17 protein-coding genes are annotated in these 20,239 nt (G+C 72.0%); 8 read left to right on the forward strand and 9 right to left on the reverse strand.

The window, feature by feature from the left end:
- Positions 1–43 precede the first annotated feature (43 nt).
- From GA0115240_RS20045 to GA0115240_RS20055, 3 genes are all read left to right on the forward strand, one after another.
- Positions 44–730 (forward strand): helix-turn-helix transcriptional regulator, encoded by a 687-nt coding sequence (locus GA0115240_RS20045; protein WP_093738155.1) that lies wholly within the window; start codon positions 44–46, stop codon positions 728–730.
- 159 nt (positions 731–889) lie between these two features.
- Positions 890–1,543: a DUF4255 domain-containing protein gene (locus GA0115240_RS20050; RefSeq protein WP_093738157.1), complete on the forward strand. Its 654-nt coding sequence runs from the start codon at positions 890–892 to the stop codon at positions 1,541–1,543.
- A complete protein-coding gene (locus GA0115240_RS20055; RefSeq protein ID WP_093738159.1) occupies positions 1,540–3,738 on the forward strand; it encodes an ATP-binding protein in 2,199 nt (732 codons plus the stop codon). The genes GA0115240_RS20050 and GA0115240_RS20055 overlap by 4 nt, the downstream gene beginning before the upstream one ends.
- Positions 3,739–3,832: 94 nt before the next feature.
- Here the strand turns inward: GA0115240_RS20055 and GA0115240_RS20060 are convergent, their stop codons facing one another.
- The gene (locus tag GA0115240_RS20060) at positions 3,833–5,233 is read right to left on the reverse strand and encodes a hydrolase (RefSeq protein WP_093738161.1); all 1,401 of its coding nucleotides are present in this window, start codon (positions 5,231–5,233) and stop codon (positions 3,833–3,835) included.
- Positions 5,234–5,416: 183 nt separating this feature from the next.
- Here GA0115240_RS20060 and GA0115240_RS20065 point away from each other — a divergent pair, with 183 nt between their 5' ends.
- The gene (locus GA0115240_RS20065) at positions 5,417–6,091 is read left to right on the forward strand and encodes an eCIS core domain-containing protein (protein ID WP_093738163.1); all 675 of its coding nucleotides are present in this window, start codon (positions 5,417–5,419) and stop codon (positions 6,089–6,091) included.
- Between the two features lie 140 nt (positions 6,092–6,231).
- On the opposite strand, the gene GA0115240_RS20070 is transcribed toward GA0115240_RS20065, so the two are convergent.
- A complete protein-coding gene (locus GA0115240_RS20070) occupies positions 6,232–7,779 on the reverse strand; it encodes a hypothetical protein (protein ID WP_141708903.1) in 1,548 nt (515 codons plus the stop codon).
- Between the two features lie 351 nt (positions 7,780–8,130).
- Positions 8,131–9,885: an ankyrin repeat domain-containing protein gene (locus GA0115240_RS20075; protein WP_093738167.1), complete on the reverse strand. Its 1,755-nt coding sequence runs from the start codon at positions 9,883–9,885 to the stop codon at positions 8,131–8,133.
- Positions 9,886–10,163: 278 nt separating this feature from the next.
- Between GA0115240_RS20075 and GA0115240_RS20080 the strand changes: the two genes are divergently transcribed.
- Positions 10,164–11,297 carry a chitinase gene (locus GA0115240_RS20080; RefSeq protein WP_093738169.1) on the forward strand — a complete coding sequence of 378 codons (1,134 nt, stop codon included), beginning with the start codon at positions 10,164–10,166 and terminating at the stop codon, positions 11,295–11,297.
- A gap of 155 nt (positions 11,298–11,452) precedes the next feature.
- Here GA0115240_RS20080 and GA0115240_RS20085 read toward each other — a convergent pair whose 3' ends face one another.
- A complete protein-coding gene (locus GA0115240_RS20085; protein WP_093738171.1) occupies positions 11,453–12,337 on the reverse strand; it encodes an aldo/keto reductase in 885 nt (294 codons plus the stop codon).
- 3 nt (positions 12,338–12,340) lie between these two features.
- Entirely contained in the window at positions 12,341–12,898 is a 558-nt protein-coding gene (locus tag GA0115240_RS20090) for a hypothetical protein (RefSeq protein WP_093738173.1), read from the reverse strand.
- A 208-nt stretch (positions 12,899–13,106) separates the two neighbouring features.
- Here GA0115240_RS20090 and GA0115240_RS20095 point away from each other — a divergent pair, with 208 nt between their 5' ends.
- Positions 13,107–13,820: a TetR/AcrR family transcriptional regulator gene (locus tag GA0115240_RS20095; RefSeq protein ID WP_093738175.1), complete on the forward strand. Its 714-nt coding sequence runs from the start codon at positions 13,107–13,109 to the stop codon at positions 13,818–13,820.
- 223 nt (positions 13,821–14,043) lie between these two features.
- Here the strand turns inward: GA0115240_RS20095 and GA0115240_RS20100 are convergent, their stop codons facing one another.
- A complete protein-coding gene (locus GA0115240_RS20100) occupies positions 14,044–14,862 on the reverse strand; it encodes a DUF4232 domain-containing protein (protein WP_093738177.1) in 819 nt (272 codons plus the stop codon).
- A gap of 126 nt (positions 14,863–14,988) precedes the next feature.
- On the opposite strand from GA0115240_RS20100, the gene GA0115240_RS20105 reads away from it, so the two are divergent.
- On the forward strand, positions 14,989–16,527 hold the full coding sequence (locus GA0115240_RS20105) for a helix-turn-helix domain-containing protein (protein ID WP_093738179.1): 1,539 nt from the start codon (positions 14,989–14,991) through the stop codon (positions 16,525–16,527).
- A 287-nt stretch (positions 16,528–16,814) separates the two neighbouring features.
- Positions 16,815–17,501, forward strand: coding sequence for a DUF4232 domain-containing protein (locus GA0115240_RS20110; RefSeq protein WP_161302316.1), 687 nt, complete (start codon positions 16,815–16,817; stop codon positions 17,499–17,501).
- Between the two features lie 205 nt (positions 17,502–17,706).
- Here GA0115240_RS20110 and GA0115240_RS20115 read toward each other — a convergent pair whose 3' ends face one another.
- The 3 genes from GA0115240_RS20115 to GA0115240_RS37035 all read right to left on the reverse strand — a co-directional run bounded on the left by GA0115240_RS20115 (position 17,707) and on the right by GA0115240_RS37035 (position 20,116).
- On the reverse strand, positions 17,707–18,186 hold the full coding sequence (locus GA0115240_RS20115) for a macro domain-containing protein (RefSeq protein ID WP_093738183.1): 480 nt from the start codon (positions 18,184–18,186) through the stop codon (positions 17,707–17,709).
- Positions 18,187–19,077: 891 nt separating this feature from the next.
- The gene (locus GA0115240_RS20120) at positions 19,078–19,677 is read right to left on the reverse strand and encodes a DinB family protein (protein WP_093738185.1); all 600 of its coding nucleotides are present in this window, start codon (positions 19,675–19,677) and stop codon (positions 19,078–19,080) included.
- Between the two features lie 301 nt (positions 19,678–19,978).
- Positions 19,979–20,116: a hypothetical protein gene (locus GA0115240_RS37035; protein WP_161302318.1), complete on the reverse strand. Its 138-nt coding sequence runs from the start codon at positions 20,114–20,116 to the stop codon at positions 19,979–19,981.
- Between the last annotated feature and the right edge of the window lie 123 nt (positions 20,117–20,239).

Raw genomic sequence — 20,239 nt, forward strand, 5'->3', positions numbered from 1 at the left:
AGATGCGAACAGCGCGTGAATCACAGGAGTACGCTTACTCAACATGCATAGCACGGGGTATACGGGTTCGGTCGTGCGAACGTCGCCCGGAGCCACAGCGCCCCCAACCGCCATCCCGGTCGCGGTGCATGCGCCGGACCCGGTCTCGCTCGCCGGAGTGAAGAGCCAGCTGGTCCACCAGCCGTCGATCGAGCTGGTCGACGAACTGACCGGCCGGCCGGGCACGGTGGCGGTCCTGGTGGCCGCCGACGCGCTCGACGAGCCCACGCTGTCGGCGCTGCGACGGCTGGTACGAACCGGCGGTACCCGCGCCGTGCTGGTCGCGAGCACGATCCGGGAGGCGGATCTGCTCCAGGTGATCGAATGCGGGGTCGGCGCCATCGTCTGGCGGCACGAGGCCACCGGGCACCGGCTTCAGCAAGCCGTCGTCGCGGCCTCCCGCGGCGACGGCGACATCCCCGCCGACCTGTTGGGCCGGCTGATCGTCCGGGTCGGCGCCATGCAGCGCGGTATCGCGGGGCCGTCCGAGGCTCCGCTGCACGGCCTCGGACCGCGCGAGGTCGATGTGCTCCGGCTGGTCGCCGACGGCCTGGACACCGGCGAAATAGCGAACAAACTTTCGTACTCCGAACGTACGGTCAAGAACGTGATGCACGGCCTCACCACCCGGCTGCGGCTGCGCAACCGGGCGCATGCCGTGGCGTACGCCCTCCGCGAAGGCTATATCTGACGGTTCGGACCGTCGCCGATGACCTGCGGGGCAACGGGGGCTGCTCCTGCGTCGTCCCCCGCGCGCCTGCCGGGGCGGCGCTCCGGCGCGGCAGGATGACGGCCGGGTGTGCCGCGCCGAGCGACGGATCCGTTTCCGGCGACAGCGAAGGGTACGACGGTGATCCACGAGGCGGACGAGGTCCTCAAAAAGCTGCTGTCCGGTGGCGCGCTGGCCGGGACCGGCGTCGAGATCGCCTTCGAGGCGCCGACCCGCGACTGGGCGGCCCGGCGCAACGCCCCGACCATCGACGCCTACTTGTACGACATCCGCGAGGACAGCAAGCGGCGCGAGAGCGGTTCGACGGAGGTCCGGGACGAGCGGGGAATGGTGCTGCGCCGGCGGCTGCCACCGCGCTGGTTCCGGCTGTCGTACCTCGTCACCGCCTGGACGAAGCGGCCGCAGGACGAGCACCGGATGCTCGCCGCGGTACTCGCCACCCTGGTGCCGCACGAGTTGCTGCGGCCGGAAGAGCTGACGGGATCGCTGGCCGCACTCGGCCTCACGGTGCCCCTCACCGTCGCCGGAAACCTGGACGCCCGGTCGAGCGCTGAGGTCTGGTCGGCGCTCGGTGGTGAACTCAAGCCGTCCGTCGACGTCGTGATCACCGTTCCCATCCCGTCCTTCCCGGAATACGACGCCGGGCCCCCGGTCGAAGAGCTCGGCGTGCGGGTGCGCGCGACCGCCGGAACCGGAGCGGACTCGGCCGAGCGGTATTTCCCGCGGCGGCCGGGCGGCGCGGTGGCCGAGGCGGGTCGGGCGGTCGCCGAATGAGCCCGTACGCCGAGCCGTTGCTCGACCGGCTCGACCAACTGCGCTACTGGGTAGCGCGATTGGTCGAGCAGCGCAGCGCCGACGATCCGACCGCCGACGACCCCCTGCGCGGCCTGTACCTGTCCGAGGACGCCGTATGGCGCCTGTTGCGACCGGTGGACGACGCCGCGGGGGCCGACGACCAGGCCGACCAGCCGGGGCCGGAGGGCGACGACGCGGCGCCGGACGGCGAGGATGCCGGGCCGGAGGACGATGACGCGCTGCCGGACGGCGAGGATGCCGGGCCGGAGAGCGACGAGGCGGCGCGCGAGGGAGACGGCGCCGAGCCGGAGGGCGAGTACCCGGCGGCCGACGACGACCGGCTGTACCGGCTCGCCGTCCGGCTCGGCCTCACCGCGCTGGACGTACACCTGCTGCTGCTCGCGCTCGCCCCCGACCTCGACCGCTCCTTCGAGCCGCTGTACGGCTACCTCAACGACGACGTCAGCCGCCGCCGGGCGACCGTCGGCCTCGCCCTCGAACTCAGCGGCCTGCCCCCGCACTCCACCGAGGCACGAGCCCGCTTCCACCCGTCGGCGCCGCTGTCCGCGCTGGGCCTGCTCCGGGTGGAGGAGTCCGAACGTCCTTTCCTCAGCCGCTCGTTGCGCGTCCCCGACCGGGTCGTCGCCCATCTGCTGGGCGACGACACCCAGGACTCCGCGCTCGACGGCTACGCCCGGCCGCTGCGGGCGCCGGAAGCCCGACCGCAGTTCGACGCGCTGACGCAGCGCCTGGCCAAACGCCTCGCGGCCGGTCCCCTCACGGTCTATCTGCGCCAACTCCGCGAGGACGACGGACTCGTCTGCGCCGCCGCCGCCCTGGACGCGGCCGGCCTGGAAGCACTGCACTTCACCCCCGCCGCCTCCGCCGGCCCCGCCGTCCCTGCCACCTCTGGCGGGCCGCCGGCCGCCGGCGACCCCGGCAGCGGCGAAGGGGACCACGACCTGATGGCCGAACTGCTCCGCGAGGCACGGCTGCTCGGCTGCGCCATCGTGGTGGCTCCGCTGCCGGAGCGCCCCGGACCGCTGGTGCGCGCGCTCTCGGTGCCCGACGTGCCCGTGCTGATGGTCGGCTCCGGTCCGTACGACCCGGATTGGTGCGACCGCCATCGCGAGCCCCTGGTCCTGGACGCGCCCCGGCAGCGCTCCGGCGACCTCGACACCTGGTCGGCCGCCATCGGGACCGCCCTGGAGCCCGGCTTCGACCTGGCGCCGGTGGTGGCGCCCTACCGGCTCGGCGGCGAGCGGATCCGGCGCGCCGCCCGGGCCGCCCGGGAGTTGGCCGCGTTCGACGGCAGCCCGCTCTCCGGCGCCCATCTGCGGCTCGCCGCCCGGCAGCAGTCCGCGTCGGGCCTGGAGCAACACGCCCGCCGTATCAGTCCCGCCGTGACCTGGGACGACCTCGTCCTGCCCGACAAGCCGCTGGCCCACCTGCATGAACTGGCCCTGCGGGCCCGGCACCGCGACCAGGTGCTCGGTGACTGGCGGTTGAGCGCCGGCGGCGGCCGGGGCCGGGGTGTCCTGGCACTGTTCGCCGGCGAGTCCGGCACCGGCAAGACACTGTCCGCCGAGGTGGTCGCCGCCGAACTCGGCCTCGACCTCTACGTCGTGCAGCTCTCCTCGATCGTCGACAAGTACGTCGGCGAGACCGAGAAGAACCTGGAGCGGATCTTCACCGAGGCAGACCGCACCGACGCCGTCCTGCTCTTCGACGAGGCCGACGCCGTCTTCGGCAAGCGATCGGAGGTCAAGGACTCCCACGACCGCTACGCCAACCTGGAGAGCGCCTACCTGCTGCAGCGACTGGAGTCCTTCGACGGCATCGCGCTGCTGACCACCAACCTGCGGGCCAACATCGACGACGCGTTCACCCGGCGGCTGGACCTGGTGGTCGACTTCCCGTTCCCCGACTCCGTTCAGCGCCTGGCGCTGTGGCGGCACAGCCTGGCCTCGGTGCCCTGCGTGCCCGGCATCGACCCGGAGCCGTGCGCCCGGGACTTCGAACTGGCCGGAGGCTCCATCCGCAGCGCCGTCGTCACCGCGGCCTACGCCGCCGCCGGCCGCGGCGACCCGGTCACCGGCGCGGACCTTCTGGCGGGCGCCCAGCGCGAGTACCGGAAGGCCGGGCGCCTGGTGCTGGACGACGGCGGCTGGTGAAAGGGGTTCCCCCCGGGGGCAACGGGAAACCGGGCCCCCGGCGGCCGGGGGCAGGCGGCCCGGGGGCCGGGGCCTGGGGGCCCGGATCAACCTCCTACCGGTCCATGGTCAGTTCAAAGGCTTCCAGCCGCAGTGACTGGCCCGTGGTCCCGAGGCTGACCCAATGGCGGGCGCCACCAGGGGTGTCGCACTGCTTCTGCTGCCACTCGGACGTCTCGACATAGCCGTTGCCGCAGAGCACGCCGTCGCTGAGGCTCATCACGAGCTGCTCGACCTGCTGCCCGGAACCGGGGTTTCCGATCGTCATGTCGGTCTTCTCGGGCGCGGTCTTCCAGGCGGCCGGCCACCCGACGTTGCCGCCGATAAACACGTTGGCCGAGGTGCTGGCGCTGCCGGACACCGCGACGTCGATGGCCTCGATGGGGCGCGACTGGTTCTCGGTGCCGGACGTCGCACCGTCGCACACCGAGTGCTGCCAGCCGATGTCGGCCACATAGGCCCGATAGCAGACGTGGCGGCCGGGAATGGCCTTGTCCAGCGCGGTGACGGCGGTCGCCGCGGTGTCCGGGATCTTGCGCTTGGGCTTGGGCTTCGCCGGCGCCCCACCGCCTCCGCCCCCCTGCGCCCCGGCAGGTGTCGGAGACTGCGTCACGGGCGGAGTTGTCGGCGTCGGGCTGGGCGTCGCCGAGGGCGGCGCGGGAGGCGAGGGGAGGGTGGCGACGACCGGCTGCTGGATCTGCGCGGTGGCCAGGCTGGTGACCTTGGCGGATTTGGTGAACCAGAGCGCGACGAAGACAAGGGCCAGGCTGATGAGCAGGGTGAGGAGGGTGGCGAGCCAGCGGGGGAGGAATCCGCGCTGCACATAGGTGCCGTCGACATCAAGGGGCGTGCTGCCGGAGCGGCGCACGGCCAGGCGGTAGGGCCGTTGCTGCTTGTGGCCGAACCAGATGAGCTGCCGGGGCCGCAGGGTGGCCTTCACGAAGGCGGCGCGGCCGGGCTCGATCTGGACGTTGGCGGGGTGGACCTCGTAGGAGAGCTGGTCGCCGTTGTCGTTGCCGGTGACGGAGGCGGTGAGGGTGGTGTTGCCGAAGTTGTCGATGGCCAGCTTGGGCCGTCCCCGGAAGCGTCCCTTGACGGTGTGCGGCACGAGTTCGGCGCGCATCTCGGTGAAGGGAGTGATGGTGAGGTTGCCCTCGGGGACCGTCGTGGCCTCGGGGTGCTCCGTCGGAATGATCTGGACGGCGTACCGATTGGGTCCCGCGGTGGCGTCGGGGGTGCGCGGCGGCGCGAAGGTGAGCTGGACGGTTCCGGTGGTGCCCGGGTAGAGCCGGATCGTCGGCGGCTCGACGGTGACGTACGGCGCGACATCGCCGACGGGCACGAAACGGTATTCGTCGACCACATCTCCCGTGTTGCGCAGCCGCAGTCGTACGCCGGCCGTACTGCCCGGGTCCACGGTGGTCGATGCCGGCTCGAGGGAAGTCCATAGGCTCACCTTGCGAAACTACCGGCGGGGCACCGAGCCGGTCAGCAGGCCGGGGGACACAGTCGGTGGCCCAACAGGCGCATCGGGCTGCCTGAAGGAGCAGCGACCAGTGCCCTTGTGCCCCTTCCCGCCGCACCGCCGGTCGCGTACGTATGGTGGGGAACCCGCACGCTCTTCGGAAAGGTCCGCCGCATGCGCGCGCAAGACCCGGGCAAGGCACCTGACGCGGCCAGGCCGCGCCGTACCGCGTCCCGCATCGCGCCGGCCGTCCCGAGCCCGGCCCCGTTCGACCGGGCCCTTACCCCGCAGGCCGCGATGTACGCCCTCCAGCGCAGCGTCGGCAACGCGGCGGCGACCCGAGCGCTGCAACGGGAAGCGCATCAGCACAGCGCGGGCTGCGCGCACCGGGCGAGCGGGCGGGGGTCCGTCGCGCAGATCCAGCGCGACGCCGTCCTCGGCGTTCTCGGCGCCCGCGGCCGCTCGCTGCCGGAGCCGGTCCAGCGCGAGGCGGAGGGGCGGTTGAAGGTTCCCGAGGGCAGCTACCGGTCGGTCGAGATCCTCGACCGGCCGAGGGACCTGGCGGTGGCCCGGGCCCTCGGCGCGATCGCGTTCACCTCGGGCAAGAAGATCGTCGGAGACGTCTCCAGGAAGAAGACCCTGCTGCACGAACTGATCCACGTCGGTCAGCAGGCGCGGGGAGCGGTGCCGGGCACCGACATGGGAAACGGCCTGAAGCTCTCCGACAAGGGGGACGACAAGGAAAGGGAGGCGGAGTCGGGCGCCATCGAGGCACTGGCCACCCCCCTCCCGACTCCTCCCCGCCCGGCCCGGCCCGGGAAAACCCGCCCCAGGGCGAGCCGCACATGAGCGTGACCGCGAGGCGACGAAGGGGCGGCTCCGCGAGGAGCCGCCCCTTCCGCCTGTCCGGCCGTGGTCCGGGTCTCAGTACCGTCCGTCAGTGCCGGTCCTCAGTGCCGGTCCTCAGTGCCGGTCCTCAGTGCCGGTTCTCAGTACCGGTAGTAGGTGGGCCGGTCGTCGTCGCGGTCCCGGTCCCGTCGGCGGGCCCTGCCGCGCTCCTCGTCGTCGACGCGGTCCCGGGGCGACTGGGAGCGGTCGAGGCGGCTGTCCGACCTGCCGAGGGCCGGCCTGGCCGGTGCCGCCAGACGGTCACTGCGGTAGGAGTCCGCCCTGCTGAGCCGCGGCCTGGGCTCGACGGTGACCACATTGGCCCGGCCCGAGGCCGAGGAGGCCACGGAGGGCGGCGGGGCGTACGAGGACGGCGGCGGCGCGTACGACAGCGGAGGCGGGTTGTACGAGCTGACGGGGCGGGGCGCCGGGCGCACCCCGGGCGTCGTGTGCATCGACGGGCCCGCGTACGGCGAGGGGTACATCGAAGGAGCCGGGCTGCTCTGCGCACTGGTCGCGGCCTGCCAGAGCCGCGGGTTGCTGATCGGCGGCCGGTCGCGATCCCGCCGGGGCGGACTGACCACCGGGCTCGCGGTGGTCCGGTCCTTGCTGGCGCTCCGGTGTTTGCTGGTGCTGCGATGCTTACTGGTGCTCCGGTGTCCGGACGTGCTCGACGACCTGCTGAGCGCGGGGGCCGGGGCGGGGGAGGGGCTCGCCCAACTGGGCGCGCCCGCGGTCACGACCCGGGGACCGCTCGTCGACGCCGCCGACGCCGCCGACGGGCCGGCGGCCCGCCGCTGCCGCCACTCCTGGTACTCGCGCGGGACGGCCTCGGGCGGGAGTGCTCCCATCGTCATGTGCATGTGCTCGGCCTCGGCCCGGCGGTGAATCCGTTCGCGTGGCTCGAGGTCTCCGGCTTGCTCCCGCACACCGACCGGCCGGGGGTCGAGGGGATTGAGCGGCCTGCGGTAACTCTCGCTCGGGTCGTAGGGCGAATGGACCGAATACTCCGCCTGTCCGAACACGTTGTTGCCGCCGAGACGCTGGCGCAGGCCGATCTGGGTGATCGGCACGCCGAGGACGTCGATGCCGCCGCTGACGCCGGGGGCGGGGGACGACAGGGCGGACTCGTGGCGGAGGTGCTCCATGTTGGTCGCCTGGGTGCCGGCGAACAGATTGCTGCGGCGTTGCGGTGTGCCGTGCACCGGGTCGCCGTGGGACCAGGCGGCGGAGCCGTGCAGCCAGCTCGTGGTACCCCCGGGATGCCGGCCGGCCGCCCGCATCGCTTCGCTCGCCGACTGACCCATCACCGTGTTCTGGCCCGGCTGCCGGCGAGCCGGAACTCCGGCCATCGAATCGCGCGTGGCGAAGCTGGTGTCGACGTGTTCGTAGTCGCGCGGGGTGACCGAGCGGCTTCTGCGGCGCCGCCGGCGCTGGCGATCCTCCTCCTCGGAGTCCGAGCTGTAGGCGCGCTGAATCGGCAGCGGCGCGGCGGCACTTGGGGCGGCCCGGCCCGTCAACCCCGTCAATGCGGCACCCACCGCGGCGTTACCGGCGGCGCGCTGCAAGGTGAGCAGCGAACCAGCGGTGGGCCGCGCCGACAGCGCGGCTACGGCGGGGGCGACGAGATCCTCCGAGCGACGACGCATCCCCCCTGCCGGAGCCCTCGTCGAATCCTCGCCCCGGTCCGCTCCCCTTGCCCTGCCGTGCTGCGTATGCATGGATGCTCCTTGCCGTGTGCCGAGATCGGGTGATGGTGCGTTGCTGCCGGCACTCCTCCTTCACGGGCCCGGGCCCGGCCCCGGGCGCCAGGGTCTTCCTGAGCAGCGGCACGGGCAACTGCGGCCCCGAATAAGTGACCAGACCCTACCCCAACGCCTCCGCCGGAACCGACGGTGCGTCAGCGATCGGGGCGGCGTGAGCCGGCGGGTTCCACGACCGGCTACGAGGCCGGGCCCGGACGGGCGGGGCCGGAGGGTCGGGCCCGTGACAAAGCCGGCTCAGTTCTGAAGTCGCGCGGGCAGCGGCACCCAGCGGCGCGGGCCACCGCGAGCGACCGCGTCCCGGCCGTCGCCGATGCCCAGACCGGCTGTGGCGCAGCAGTAGGCAAGGATGTCGGCGCCGTACGGGAAGGTGCGCCGGCGCTGCCAGAAGCGGAAGGTCCAGTATGCGGCCGGGTCAGACGCGAGAGGTGCGGAGCCGATCTCGTCGGACGTGACGACTTCCCCGTCGCGGGCCACGGTCCTGAACGTTCCGCCCTTGGGGCTGAAGTACACGCCGCAGGCGGTGGTCCCCGCCGATATCGCCTCCAGCAAGGCACCGCCGATCGGCGCGTGACCGTCCTGGGTGATGACGCAGCCGCCGGGAGCGCCCGCCACACTCCGCACTCCCACGAAGCGCAGGGATTCCTCGTAGTCCTCCTCGTCGAAGGGCGCGTCGTCGAGGTCCGCCGTCGGGCAGCGCGCGGGATCGGCGCCGATCCGCCGGATCAACTCGTCCTCGCTCAGGCCCCGCACGAAGCAGACACCGAGCCCCTCGGTCCACAAGGGTTCGTCGCCGAACGCCGCGATGAGCGTGTCCGCGGCCTGCTGCTCGGCGACCTCCTCCGGGAGCAACTCCGTCGCCCCCGGCAGGTCTTGCACAAGCGCCGCCAGCGAGGTGGTCAACAGCAGCCGACCCGGCGACCAAGGTCCGGACTGCGGCCGCCACACATCCGCCCCGGCATCGATCAGCGTGCGGACGGTGGCCTCGTCCATGCTGCCAGCGGCGTACCACAGGGGCGTGTGCCCGTCGTTGTCGCGCGCGTCGACATCCACGCCGTACGCGAGGAGCGCTGTCACCGCTTCTGCCGCGCCGTGCTCCGCCACCCGGTGCAGCGGGGTGGCGCCGGGCGATCCACCGAGGGTGCCGGCCGGCGCGCCTCCTTCCAGCCGGGCCCGGATCAGTGCTGTGTCCGCCCAGTCCCGGTAGCCCATCTGCTGCCAGTCGGCCCGCGGCACGTAGCGCTGCTGTGCCTCCTCCTCGCGACGAAGCGTCTCGCGCTGCTCCCGAGTCAGCGGCGGCGCCAGGAACCTCGCCGCTCCGCTCAGCTGCATGCTCGTGACCACGCCCTGCCGCGCCTGCGGATCCGGCGGCTCCAGTCCCGGCCAGACCTCGAGCACCCGACGTGACGCGGCACGCAGCGCCGCCACGTCGATCGCGGCGCGGGCCTCGGCCACCTCCTCGTCCGGCCACTCGACCACCAGCTGTGCCTCCCCTGGAGGCGGGAGTTCGGCCAGATACAGGTCCACGTCCGTGGTGAACCGGGACCTGCGGGAGTACATCGAGCCCGGGTCCAACGGGATGAGTCCGACCGCTTGGTCCGTCTGCGCCTCGATCGGCTCTCCCTGCGGCCCGGTGTAGTTGATTCTCCGTACGAACGTGCCGTCCACCGTGGTCACCCGGCGGCCGTCCGAGAGGAGCAGACCCACCCGGAGCCCGGACTGCCGGCTCGCCCCGGCGTCCTGGCGACGGGTTTTCCGGAAGATCGTCAGATGCACCGTGACCGACCGCGGCCACACGGACCATCCCGTCAGCAATATCCGGGTCTCCGGACCTGCGCCGACCACTTCGAGCTGTTGCACCCGTACGGGCGCGAAGTGGTCGACGGGCGGCGCGTACCGCCCGTCGTCCTCCCGCGGCGGTCGCAACCTGGCCAGCACGGCCGACTCGGCCGCCGGTTCCTCGGGCAGCACAAGATCGTCGAAGAATCCCATGGGCTGAGCCTCGCACGCCCCACTGACAGCGCCCGGGACGTCCCGTTCCCACGGCGGGATCGCGCGGGCCCGGGCTTCGCTCTTGACAGATCATTGGCCTAGACCAAATATGGGCGCAGTCATACGTGCCAGGTCAATTCCCCTGGCCGGGGACGGCCTTGAGGCCCGACGAAGCCGGCCCGGATGTCCGCCGGATGCCGGGTCCGATGCTGTTCCGCTGGTGTTCCGCTGGTTTCTGCTGGTGTTCTGCTGCTCAATTTCCTCTGGTGGGAGCGTTGATGAGACGATCTGGACCTGTTCGCGCGTTGCTGGCCGCTTCGGCGGCCGCCGCCGTGTCCGCCGGACTGGTGGTGGCGGGAGGCGGCGCCGCACAGGCCGCCCCGGCCTTCCGGGCGCCCATGCCGGCCCACGTGGTCGCGCCGTACTACGAGACGTACTCCGGTGGGAGCCCGGCCGCGCTCGCGTCCCAGTCCCACAACAAGTACCTGACGCTGGCCTTCCTCCAGACACCCGCGGCCGGCTCCTGCACCGCGACCTGGAACGGGGACGCCACGCAGCCGGTGTCCAAGTCGGTCTACGGCAAGGACATCGCCGCCCTTCAGGCGCGCGGCGGCAACGCCATCCCGTCCTTCGGCGGTTACGCGGCGGACACCACCGGAACCGACATCGCCGACAGCTGCACCGACGTCAAGTCGATCGCGGCGGTCTACGAAAGCCTGGTCACGACCTACGGCGTGACGAGGATCGACCTCGACGTCGAGGCCGACTCCCTGTCCGCCACGGCGGGGATCGACCGCCGCAACAAGGCGGTGGCCCTGGTCGAGAACTGGGCGCACCGCACGCACCGCAGTGTGCAGTTCTCGTACACGCTCCCGTCGACGACGACCGGCCTCGGCGCCACCGGCGTGGCCCTGCTCCAGAACGCCGTCGCCAACCACGCCCGGGTGGACGTCGTCAACATCATGACGTTCGACTACTACGACGGCGCGACGCACGAAATGGCGACCGACACCGAGACGGCCGCCGCCGGCCTGCACGACCAACTGGCCGCGCTCTACCCCTTGGAGCCGTCGTCCCGGCTGTGGAGCAGGATCGGCGTCACCGAGATGCCCGGCATCGACGACTTCGGCCCGGCGGAGACGTTCACCACGGCGGACGCCGCCACGGTGGAGCACTGGGCCGCCGCGAAGAAGATCAACACCCTGTCCTTCTGGGCGCTCCAGCGGGACAACGGAACCTGCCCCGGCACGGTCGGCGCCGGTGCGTGCTCCGGTGTGGCGCAGACCGACTGGTACTTCAGCCACACCTTCGAGAAGTTCACCCAGTCCAACTGGCCCTGGGCCGACAGCCGTTCCAGCCACGCGGCATCGAACTCCGCGCCGCGCAGCGCCGGTCGCGGCTCGCGCATGTGACCGATGCGGGCCCCGGCCGGCACCGACCGGTGCCGGCCGGGGCCCGGGCGTCAGTTACGTGTTCGCGGCGACCGTCGTCACGGACTCGTCGGCGCCGGTTCCGCCGTCGTCGGCGCCGCAACCGCGGTTCCGACGACCGGCGCACGCCTCGGTGGTCAGGAGGACGCGGTGAGCCTGGCCATCTGCTCGTCGGACAGGCGCAGTGAGGCCGCCGCGACATTCTCTTCCAGGTGCGCGAGCGAGGACGTGCCGGGGATCGGACAGAGCATGTCCGAACGGGCGAGCAGCCAGGCCAGCGCGACCTGGGCCGGGGTGGATCCGGTCTCGGCGGCGATGAGGTCGGCGACGCCGCCGGGCTCGGTGAGCGCGCCGCGCATGAAGGGAAACCAGGCGACGAAGGGGATGCGCTCGCGGGTGCAATAGGCCAGGACGTCGTCCCAGGTGCGCGTGCTCAGGTTGTAGATGTTCTGCACGGCGGCGACATCCACGACCGCCCGCGCGGCCTCGATCTGGGACACCGTGACCTCGGAGAGGCCGATGTGCGCGATCTTGCCCTCGTCCCGCAGTTCCTTCATCGTGCCGATCTGCTCGGCGAACGGCACATCCGGGTCGACGCGGTGCAGATAGAGAAGGTCGATCCGGTCCACGTCCAGCCGGCGCAGGCTCATCTCGCACTGGTGGCGCAGAAAGGCCGGCCGGCCGACCGGCTCCCATACGCCGGGCCGCGGTTGCACCTGGCCCACCTTGGTGGCGAGGAGCAGGCGGTCGGAGTACGGGTGCAGCGCCTCGCGCAGCATGTCCTCGACGACGCCGAAGCCGTAGGAGTCAGCCGTGTCGAAGTGATCGACGCCGAGCTCCACCGCCCGCCGGGCCAGTCGGATCGAGTGGTCCCGGTCGGCCGGCGGTCCCCAGATTCCCGGCCCGGCCAGCCTCATGGCGCCGAACCCCATCCGCCGCACCGATGTGCCGCCGAGCCGGATCTCGTCGGGCACCGCCCGAGTCGGGCGCTGTGCCCGGTCGCCGCGATTGCTGGTCGACATGGCTCAGTCCTTACGGGTCGAGCGGTGGAGTCGGATCGCCGAAACGAGGAAGAAGATCCCGCCGAGCACGGCGTAGCCGGCCAGGGCCTTCAGCGAAGGGTCGGACTTCGAGGCGCTCTGGATGAAGGAAGCGCCGGCCAGGACGGAGATGCCGCCACTGGCGATCATGGCCCATTGGCCACCCATGGGCCGGCGGGCGACGGCGACCAGGAGCTGGACCAGGCCGGAGACGACGGCCCAGGCGCCCCAGACCCGCAGCACGTCGGCGGTGCCGGACGTGCTGGCCACGGCGACGCCGACGGCGGCGAGCGCGCTGATCGCCATGTTGGCGTACAGGCCCTTGACCGGCCGGCCGGCCCGGGTCGACCCGGCGTCGATGACGGCCGCGGCCACGTCGAAGGCGGGGTAGAGGAACAGCAGGGCCTTGGTCCCGGCGGTGAGGTCGGAGCCGGACACCAGCAGCAGCACCGCCCAGGCGGCGGCGAAGACGAAGCGGATGAGGTACAGCCGGGGCAGGACGGAGCCGGTGCCCGTATGCGGAGTGACGGCGGCGGAGGCCATGGGGATTCTCCAGTGAGTGCGGGGATGGGGTCCGGGACCGGTTCTGCCGCCCGGGACCGGGCAGGCGGGCTTCCCGGTCGCGACCGCGGTGGCGACGGATCGCGGGAAACCTCGTCTCTACACAGAGAGAACGATCTCTCTGCTTCGTAGCCTGGCATATCGGCGCCGATAAAACAAGAGAGACCGTTCTACCCGCTATGCTGGAGGCATGACGCAGACGGAAGCCGGCACCGCCACCGGCAAGAGGGTCTCCGCAGCCCGGGAACGGCTCCTGCGGACCGCCGGGCAGCTCTTCTACGCGGAGGGCATCCACACCGTGGGTGTCGACCGCCTGGTCGCCGAGGCCAAGGTCACCAACGCCACCTTCTATCGCCACTTCCGCAGCAAGGAAGACCTGGCCGTCGCCTACATCGGCAGCGTGGACCAGGCGATCCGCACCCAGATCGGCTCCCTGATGGCCGCCGACACGCCGACCGACGGCGTCCTGCGCGGCATCGGCGCGTCCCTGGTCGAGCAGATCCGCTCGCCCGGCTACCGCGGATGCGCCTTCCTCAACGCGGCAGCGGAATTCCCCGCCCCCGACCACCCGGTCCACCGGGCCGTCGTGGAGCACCGTGCGTGGTTCCTGCAGACGATCACCGGCCTGTTCGCCGAGATCGCGCCCGCGGAGGCCGAAAACGCCGGGCGGCACTTCGTCATGCTCCGCGACGGCGCGATGAGCGCCGGCTACCTCGGCGACCCCCTCGTGGCCGGTGAGACGCTGCTGCGCGGCATCGACGGACTGCTGCGGGTCATCACCAGCCCCGGGCTCGACGGGGCGGCCCCGACCGCCGCGGGCCCGGCCGCCGCGGCCGCACCCGACCTGGTGCCTTCGGCCGTCACGACGGTCTCCGGGATCGAGTGCGCACCGCCTGGGGCGTAGCGACGGGTCGGAGCGGGCCGGCCGGGTGCGCGAGAGCGCCCCGGGCGGTCGCGCCGGGCGGGTCCGCGCCGCCGGACCGCGCAACGCGGTGCGCACCGCCGGACCGCGTTCCCGGCGCCACCCCCCGTGCGACCCGGCCGTGCCAGCCCGCTGTGCCACTCCGCTGTGCCGGCCCGCCGGAAGCGTCGGCGCGGACTCGGAGAGGTGAGGGCCGCCTGCCGGGTCAGGGCAGGATGTCCGCGCTCCGCATCGAGACGATCGCGTCCGCGACGGTGCTCCGGTACAGGCCCAGCTTCGGTCCGTGTACGCGGGCGCCCGCGCCGGTGCCGAGGGGGAAGCCGAGCGTGTCCGCTTTCGGCATGTGGTCGCCGTCGGCGAGGACGTTCAGCTGGTCGATGCCCGGCACGGTCCCGCTGGTCGCCCCGCTGGGGTCGAGGTCGATGACGGCGTAGGCGGTCTGTCCGGCGTAGACCGGGTAGGCGGGTGCGCCTCCGAGACCGCTCGGCACCAGCGGCTCGACGGCCTGACCGCCGCCGGCGTGCGCGGTGAGGCTCGTCAGCGGGTAGTAGCTCAGACCGCAGGAGTCGGGGCCGAGATTGCGCACCTCGATCACCCGCTCGGTAGGCGCCGAGGCCCGGCGGACCACGCGTACCGACAACTGCCCGGGCGTGCACGGGTGTTTCCAGGCGTAGCTGTCGCTCGTGGCTTCGCTGCTCGGGCGGCGGACCGGGCGACTGCTCGGTGAGCTCTTACCGGCCGGCTTGCCCTTGCCGGCGGTGCGGCCGCCCGAACTCCCGCCGCTGCTCGAACCGTTTTCGGTGGCCGGCGGTGAAGTGGGCCGTGCGGAGGTCGGCTTGACGGCACTCGGCGTGACGGCGCTCGGCTTGGAGGAGGACGGGAGCGCGGGCGCGGAGGAGGCAGGGGGTCGCTGCGGCGGCGCCGATCCATCGGCGCTGGCGGCGGATCCGGACCGGCACCCGGTCAGGGCGACGGCACCGACGACCAGGACGGCGGTGGACGACAGGACGGACTTCACGGACATGGTGGTCAGCCTTCACTGGGCCGGACGATGGGATGCCGCCACCGTGCGCCGTGTTTCGTCCCGGATGCCACAGTCTTGCCACAGTTGGGGACACTGGAACGATTCCACCCACCTTGAGCTGGGACGATGGCAGTTCCTGGAACGTCGGCCCGGGACGGGGGCGGGATGACCGCGTACATCGAGGACTTCGCCAGCGCGCTGCGCGAACTCAAGGAGCGATCGGGACACAGCTACGGCATGCTCGCCGCCCGGCTGCACGTCAGCACCTCCACGTTGCACCGCTACTGCAACGGCGCAGCGGTTCCCGGCGACTACGCCCCCGTGGAGCGGTTCGCCCGGCAATGCGGCGCGAGCCGGGAGGAGTTGGTGGCCCTGCATCGACGCTGGCTGCTGGCGGACGCGGCCCGTCGCCGGGACCCGAACCGCGCGCCGGAATCCCGTGTCCCGGCGGCAACGTCGCCGAACCCGGACCCGGACCCTGATGAGGGCTCAGCCGCCCCAGGAGAGGTCCCGTACAGCGCGGCCACCTACGGGAGCGACCCGCGCCGCGAGGTTCCCGGTGAGACGATCGCGCCCGCGGACGTCCGGGCGGCGGCGAACCCCCAGGCGCCCCCGCCGCCCGCGCCGTCCCCGCCGCCCGCGCCGTCCCCGCCTCCCGCGCCGCTCTCACCGCCCCTGCGGCCCCAAGCCGGCGGCAAGCGATCCGGGCGTCGGCCGCGCCGGACCCGGATCGCCTTGGGAACCGCGGCCGTGCTCGCCGCAGTGCTTCCGCTGGCGCTGCACACGGCCCGCGGGGCGGACCACCCGCACGCCACCGCCTCTCTCCAGCGTCCGACAACCGGCAGCGCGGGCGGTGCGGCCGGCGACAGCGCCCCCACCCCTGCCAGTGCCGGCGCCACCACACGGCCGGGGTCGTCCGCGCCGGTCCCGACGTCCGGCCGGACCGTGTCGGCACCGTCTGCGCCGAGTACCGCCTCCGATCCGGCCGCCCGGACCCGCAGCACTTCCGGGCCGACCACCTCGGCCCCGATCGGCGCCAGCGGGGAGGCGCCGATCCAGGTGACCGTGCTGTCGGACAACTGGGACACCCAGTGCGGCCAGTGGTTCCTGATCGCGAGGCCGCCGGAGAGGATCCCGCCGCCGCCGTCCCTGGCGGAGACGAACGCCTGGGCCGCCGCGCTGAACGGGATACCCGCCGGGGATCTGCGGTTGCAGGTGACCGCACAGGGACTGCCGGGCCAACCGGTCGTGCTGCACGCCCTGTACGTGCGGGTCGTCAGCAGCGCCCAGGCCCCGCAAGGGAACGGCTACACCCCGGAATCCGGTTGCGGCGGCGGACTCGAGCCCGCCTCCTTCGCCGTCGACCTCGATGCGGCCGTGCCCCGCGCGCGGGCCGTGCCGGGTATCGGAGTCCATGGGAAAACCGCCGTCCCCGACTTTCCCTTCCAGGTCTCTCCCCACGACGTGCAGGTCCTCGACGTCGACGCCCGCACCACGGACCACGACGTCACCTGGTACCTGGAAGTCGTCTGGAGCCGCGGCGACCAACAGGGCACCCTCCGTATCGACGACCACGGCAGGCCCTTCCGCACGACCGGACTGCGGGGCGACCCCACCTACTTCTACGACGGCGACAGTTGGGCCTCCGCGCCACCCCCGAGTTGAGGCCGCCGCGGCCCCGCACACGGGACCGTGGTGCCTGCGGAAGACGACGACCGGCCACTCGTCCGACTCGCCGACGGTGCTCCAGCAGGCCGAAAACCGGGCACGTTTCTGCCCTTCAAGGGATGAGGTCTCGGCGGGAACAACGGTTCCGCACCACCCGGTCCGGTGTGTAACAACCAGTGCCGACGACTGTCGTTCAGTCAACATCCGTCAGTGACATGCCTGTTGCACGTCTCCCTCGATACTGATCGTCACCTGGCCACCACGTTCGATCACTGGGAGAAACCGTGTCTCGTGTCCTGCGCACCGCCGCCCTCGTCGCCACTGCGGCAGTTGTGGCCCTCGGGCTCTCCGCCTGCGACTCGGGCACGTCGTCGGACGCCTCGGCGACGGCGTCGGCGTCGACCTCCACGAATACCTCCACATCGGCGGACGCGTCCGATCCTGCCTCCACCCCCACCACGGGCGCACCGGCCGCGACGGACGCCACCGGCGCGAAGGCCGACCCGGCGAGCACGCACGCGTCGTCCTCCAACGACAAGCCCGCCGCCGCCACCATCGGCCGCTGCCACACCGCCGGCCTGAAGTTCTCTTTCGGCAACGGCGACAGCGCCTACAGCAGCGCCGACGACCAGCAGCACCTCGAGGTCCTGATGACGAACAGCAGCGGATCGACCTGCACGATCAAGGGCTTCCCGGGCGTGGACCTCCAGGCCGCGGACACCTGGTCCCTCGTCCGCACCAACAAGACCGCGCCCACCGTCACCCTGAAGTCCGGTGCCAGCGCTAGCTTCGTCATCTCCTACCTCCCCTGGGAGGCGGGCTCCGGCACGCAGTTCAGCGCCAAGACGGTCGCCATCACCCCGCCCAACGAGACCACCTCCGTCACGCTCAACTGGCCCGGCAGCAGCATCCTGCGCCAGGACGGCGCCACCCACCCCGCCACGTACGTCGGCCCCGTCACCACCCCCTGAACCCCACCGACTCCCCTTCCGCACGTGCGGAAGGGGGCGGGGCGCCGTGGCGCGCGGAAGGGCGGCAGCGCGTCGTACGCGCGGCCGCCCTTCCTTCGTCCGGCCCGGGTCAACGCAATCGGGCGACCGCGCCGGTACGACGGAGCCGAACCGACGCGGATGCGGCGGCCGGCCTTCACGCCCGGTCACCCCGACCGGCCGGCGATCACCCGTGGTCGTAGACGGTGACACGCACGTCGGCGCCCACGAGACGCGCAACGATCGACGGCTCGATCCGTTCCCACTTGCCGCCCGCCAGGCCGCAGCCGATCCGCGGCATGTGCACGGACGCCGCCAACTCGGCAGCCTTGACGGCGACAACGCCGAGAGCAGTGTCGATGGCGTCGTAGCGCACGGGTACGCCCTTGCTGCCGGTGCGCGTGCCGTGCTGGCCGATCATGTTGGCCACCCACAGCAGCCGGTCCACCTGCACCACCTGCACGGCACCCAGGCCGAAGTCGTTGCCGGACCGCTCCCGATGCCACCGCCGGTAGGCGGCCTCCGGCTCGGGCCAGCGCCTGGAGACGGCCAGGACAAAGCCCTTGCCCCAGCCGCCCATGTCATTGCAGACGTGCGCGATCACCTTCGGGCCCTTGCCCAGCGGCGTCGTCGCATCACCGCGCACGTAATCGATCCCCGTCCCCATGCCCGCCAACGTATCCGTCGCCACCGACAACGCCGGCACCAGCCGCGCCCTCCCTCGCGGCGACCGTCCGCGGCGCACTGAGTCGGCGCGACTCAGTGCGCCGCGTCGCCTCGCCCGAACCGATTCGCACAGCCGCTCCCGCCCCTGCGGGCTCGTCCGGTACACGACCACGCCGATCACCCTCGATCGTCGCATCGGTCACGTCGCAGGAACGGGCCGACGAGGGTGGTGGCGAACTCCCGGCGAGGTCACACGATCTGGCCGACCTGAGGTTGGTGTAACTCTTGGTCGCGGTCTGGCTGAGAGCCGGCCCACCGATCACTCCGGAGCCGGCCGTCGCCCGGAGAGGCATGGCAACGCATGGAACCGGGCGTCGGATCGTTGTCGCCGACACCGTTCGGCCCCCGGCACCCTCACCGTTCTCAGCGCCGGTTGCCACGAATGTCCGCGTGATCGACGGCGAGATTCTCGCGAGGCTCCAAGAGCAGGCTTGCGCCAGCCGATTTCCACCACCTGCGCCCCCCACAGCCATTGCCGAGCTCGATGCCGCTGTCCGGCATCCGATGCCCCCACACTGCTCAGGCGGGTCCATCTGGAGGTCGCCGACGGCGGATTCAGTTCCCGGGGTGAGGCACTGTCCTATTGCCCCAAGCATGGGGAAAGCTCTTTTCCCCGAAGACCTCACCCTGGCCGACCGACTCTGCGGCTGGCTGGACGGACGTTCGGTGCCGGTGACCGGCAGTGGGGAAACTCCGGATGGTGCAACTCGAGCACGACTCGGTGAGGATCGTGTGCGCCCGGCGACAGTCCCGGGGTCGGGCTACCGGCTCAGCTTGTGTCCGGGAATGCCCGGGGGATCGGCCGCGTAGCTGGGTATTACGGGTCCCGGGGTCACAACGGCGAATCTTCGGTGAAGCCGGCCGCTGCCCTGGCGGCTTGCTCGATCTTCACGCACTGGGCATCCCAGAAGGCCGCGTCGTGCTGACCCTTCGCGTATTCGGCTGTGGTTCCCGTCGAGTCGTCGAGCTGTTCGCGCAGGATATCGGCGTGTCCGGCGTGCCGGCCGGTCTCGGTGAGCATGTGGACCAGGACGTTGAACAGGTTCACCTCCGGGCGCGGCCACCAGGGGACGTAGCCGGGGGAGTCGATCGAGAGGGCGGTGATCGTTGCGTCGGAGTGCTGCCACACGCGACGGTAGCGGTCGGTGATCTGCTCACGCGTCTCGTGTTCGGTCGCCCACATGTCGGCGCCGTGCTCCCGGGCGTCGTGCCACCGGGGCAGTGGTTCGGAGAACGGTCGGTCGAAGACCTCGCCGAAGTAGCGGGATTCCCAGATCGAGAGGTGCTTCACCAGGCCGAGAAGGTTGGTACCCGTCGATGTCAGCGGGCGCCGGATGTCGTACTCGCTCAGGCCCTCGAGCTTCCAGAGCATGACCTCGCGAACCTGTCGCAGATCGTTGTGCAGGTAGTCCTTCGCGACGTCATCGATCACGGGTCACGAGCCTGGCAGACACCGCTGGCCGGCTCAACCCGCGACTTGTGCCCGGCTGAGTGCCGGTACGGCTGTCCGGCACGCTCTGAGATCCGACACGCGCTGTGGCTCAACTCGGCGGGGACATCTCCGCCCAGGTCCAATGGGCCGTCGACGAGCGAACGGTCTCCGGGCTCGCCGAATCCCGTGCCGCTGACGAAGGCAACGAGAACTTCTCAATTTCGCAGGGGTGGCTGCAACTCGCTCCCGACGTCTTTACACGCGTGTTGCCGCGGAGCGGCGTGCGTGGTTGGTCAGCGCGTCAGGCGACCTGCCGATGTCGGACCTGACTGTGGTTGACGGTGACGCGCGAGTCATGCGTTCGGGTGTCGAGGACCGCGTCATCCACCGGGATGAAGCCTTCCGTGAGCGCATCGGCGCGCTTTTTTTCGTCCACCACGGACCGCCCAACCGCCTGACGTGAAACCACCCGTCGCTGGCCCCGGTGGCCCCGGTGACCGCGGTGGCATGGTGCGGAAATCGGCGTCCATGATCGGTTCGGGAGCGGAGCGCCGGGAGTCAG

The sequence above is a fragment of the Streptomyces sp. DvalAA-14 genome, from assembly GCF_900091855.1.
Lineage (GTDB): Bacteria > Actinomycetota > Actinomycetes > Streptomycetales > Streptomycetaceae > Actinacidiphila.

Coding starts and splice junctions, on each gene's coding strand:
- GA0115240_RS20115 (WP_093738183.1), bottom strand. CDS start 18,186: ATGGGGACGGGGATCGATTACGTGCGCGGTGATGCGACGACGCCGCTG.
- GA0115240_RS20065 (WP_093738163.1), top strand. CDS start 5,417: ATGCGCGCGCAAGACCCGGGCAAGGCACCTGACGCGGCCAGGCCGCGC.
- GA0115240_RS20055 (WP_093738159.1), top strand. CDS start 1,540: ATGAGCCCGTACGCCGAGCCGTTGCTCGACCGGCTCGACCAACTGCGC.
- GA0115240_RS20080 (WP_093738169.1), top strand. CDS start 10,164: ATGAGACGATCTGGACCTGTTCGCGCGTTGCTGGCCGCTTCGGCGGCC.
- GA0115240_RS20070 (WP_141708903.1), bottom strand. CDS start 7,779: ATGCGTCGTCGCTCGGAGGATCTCGTCGCCCCCGCCGTAGCCGCGCTG.
- GA0115240_RS20090 (WP_093738173.1), bottom strand. CDS start 12,898: ATGGCCTCCGCCGCCGTCACTCCGCATACGGGCACCGGCTCCGTCCTG.
- GA0115240_RS20085 (WP_093738171.1), bottom strand. CDS start 12,337: ATGTCGACCAGCAATCGCGGCGACCGGGCACAGCGCCCGACTCGGGCG.
- GA0115240_RS20075 (WP_093738167.1), bottom strand. CDS start 9,885: ATGGGATTCTTCGACGATCTTGTGCTGCCCGAGGAACCGGCGGCCGAG.
- GA0115240_RS20105 (WP_093738179.1), top strand. CDS start 14,989: ATGGCAGTTCCTGGAACGTCGGCCCGGGACGGGGGCGGGATGACCGCG.
- GA0115240_RS20100 (WP_093738177.1), bottom strand. CDS start 14,862: ATGTCCGTGAAGTCCGTCCTGTCGTCCACCGCCGTCCTGGTCGTCGGT.
- GA0115240_RS20095 (WP_093738175.1), top strand. CDS start 13,107: ATGACGCAGACGGAAGCCGGCACCGCCACCGGCAAGAGGGTCTCCGCA.
- GA0115240_RS20045 (WP_093738155.1), top strand. CDS start 44: ATGCATAGCACGGGGTATACGGGTTCGGTCGTGCGAACGTCGCCCGGA.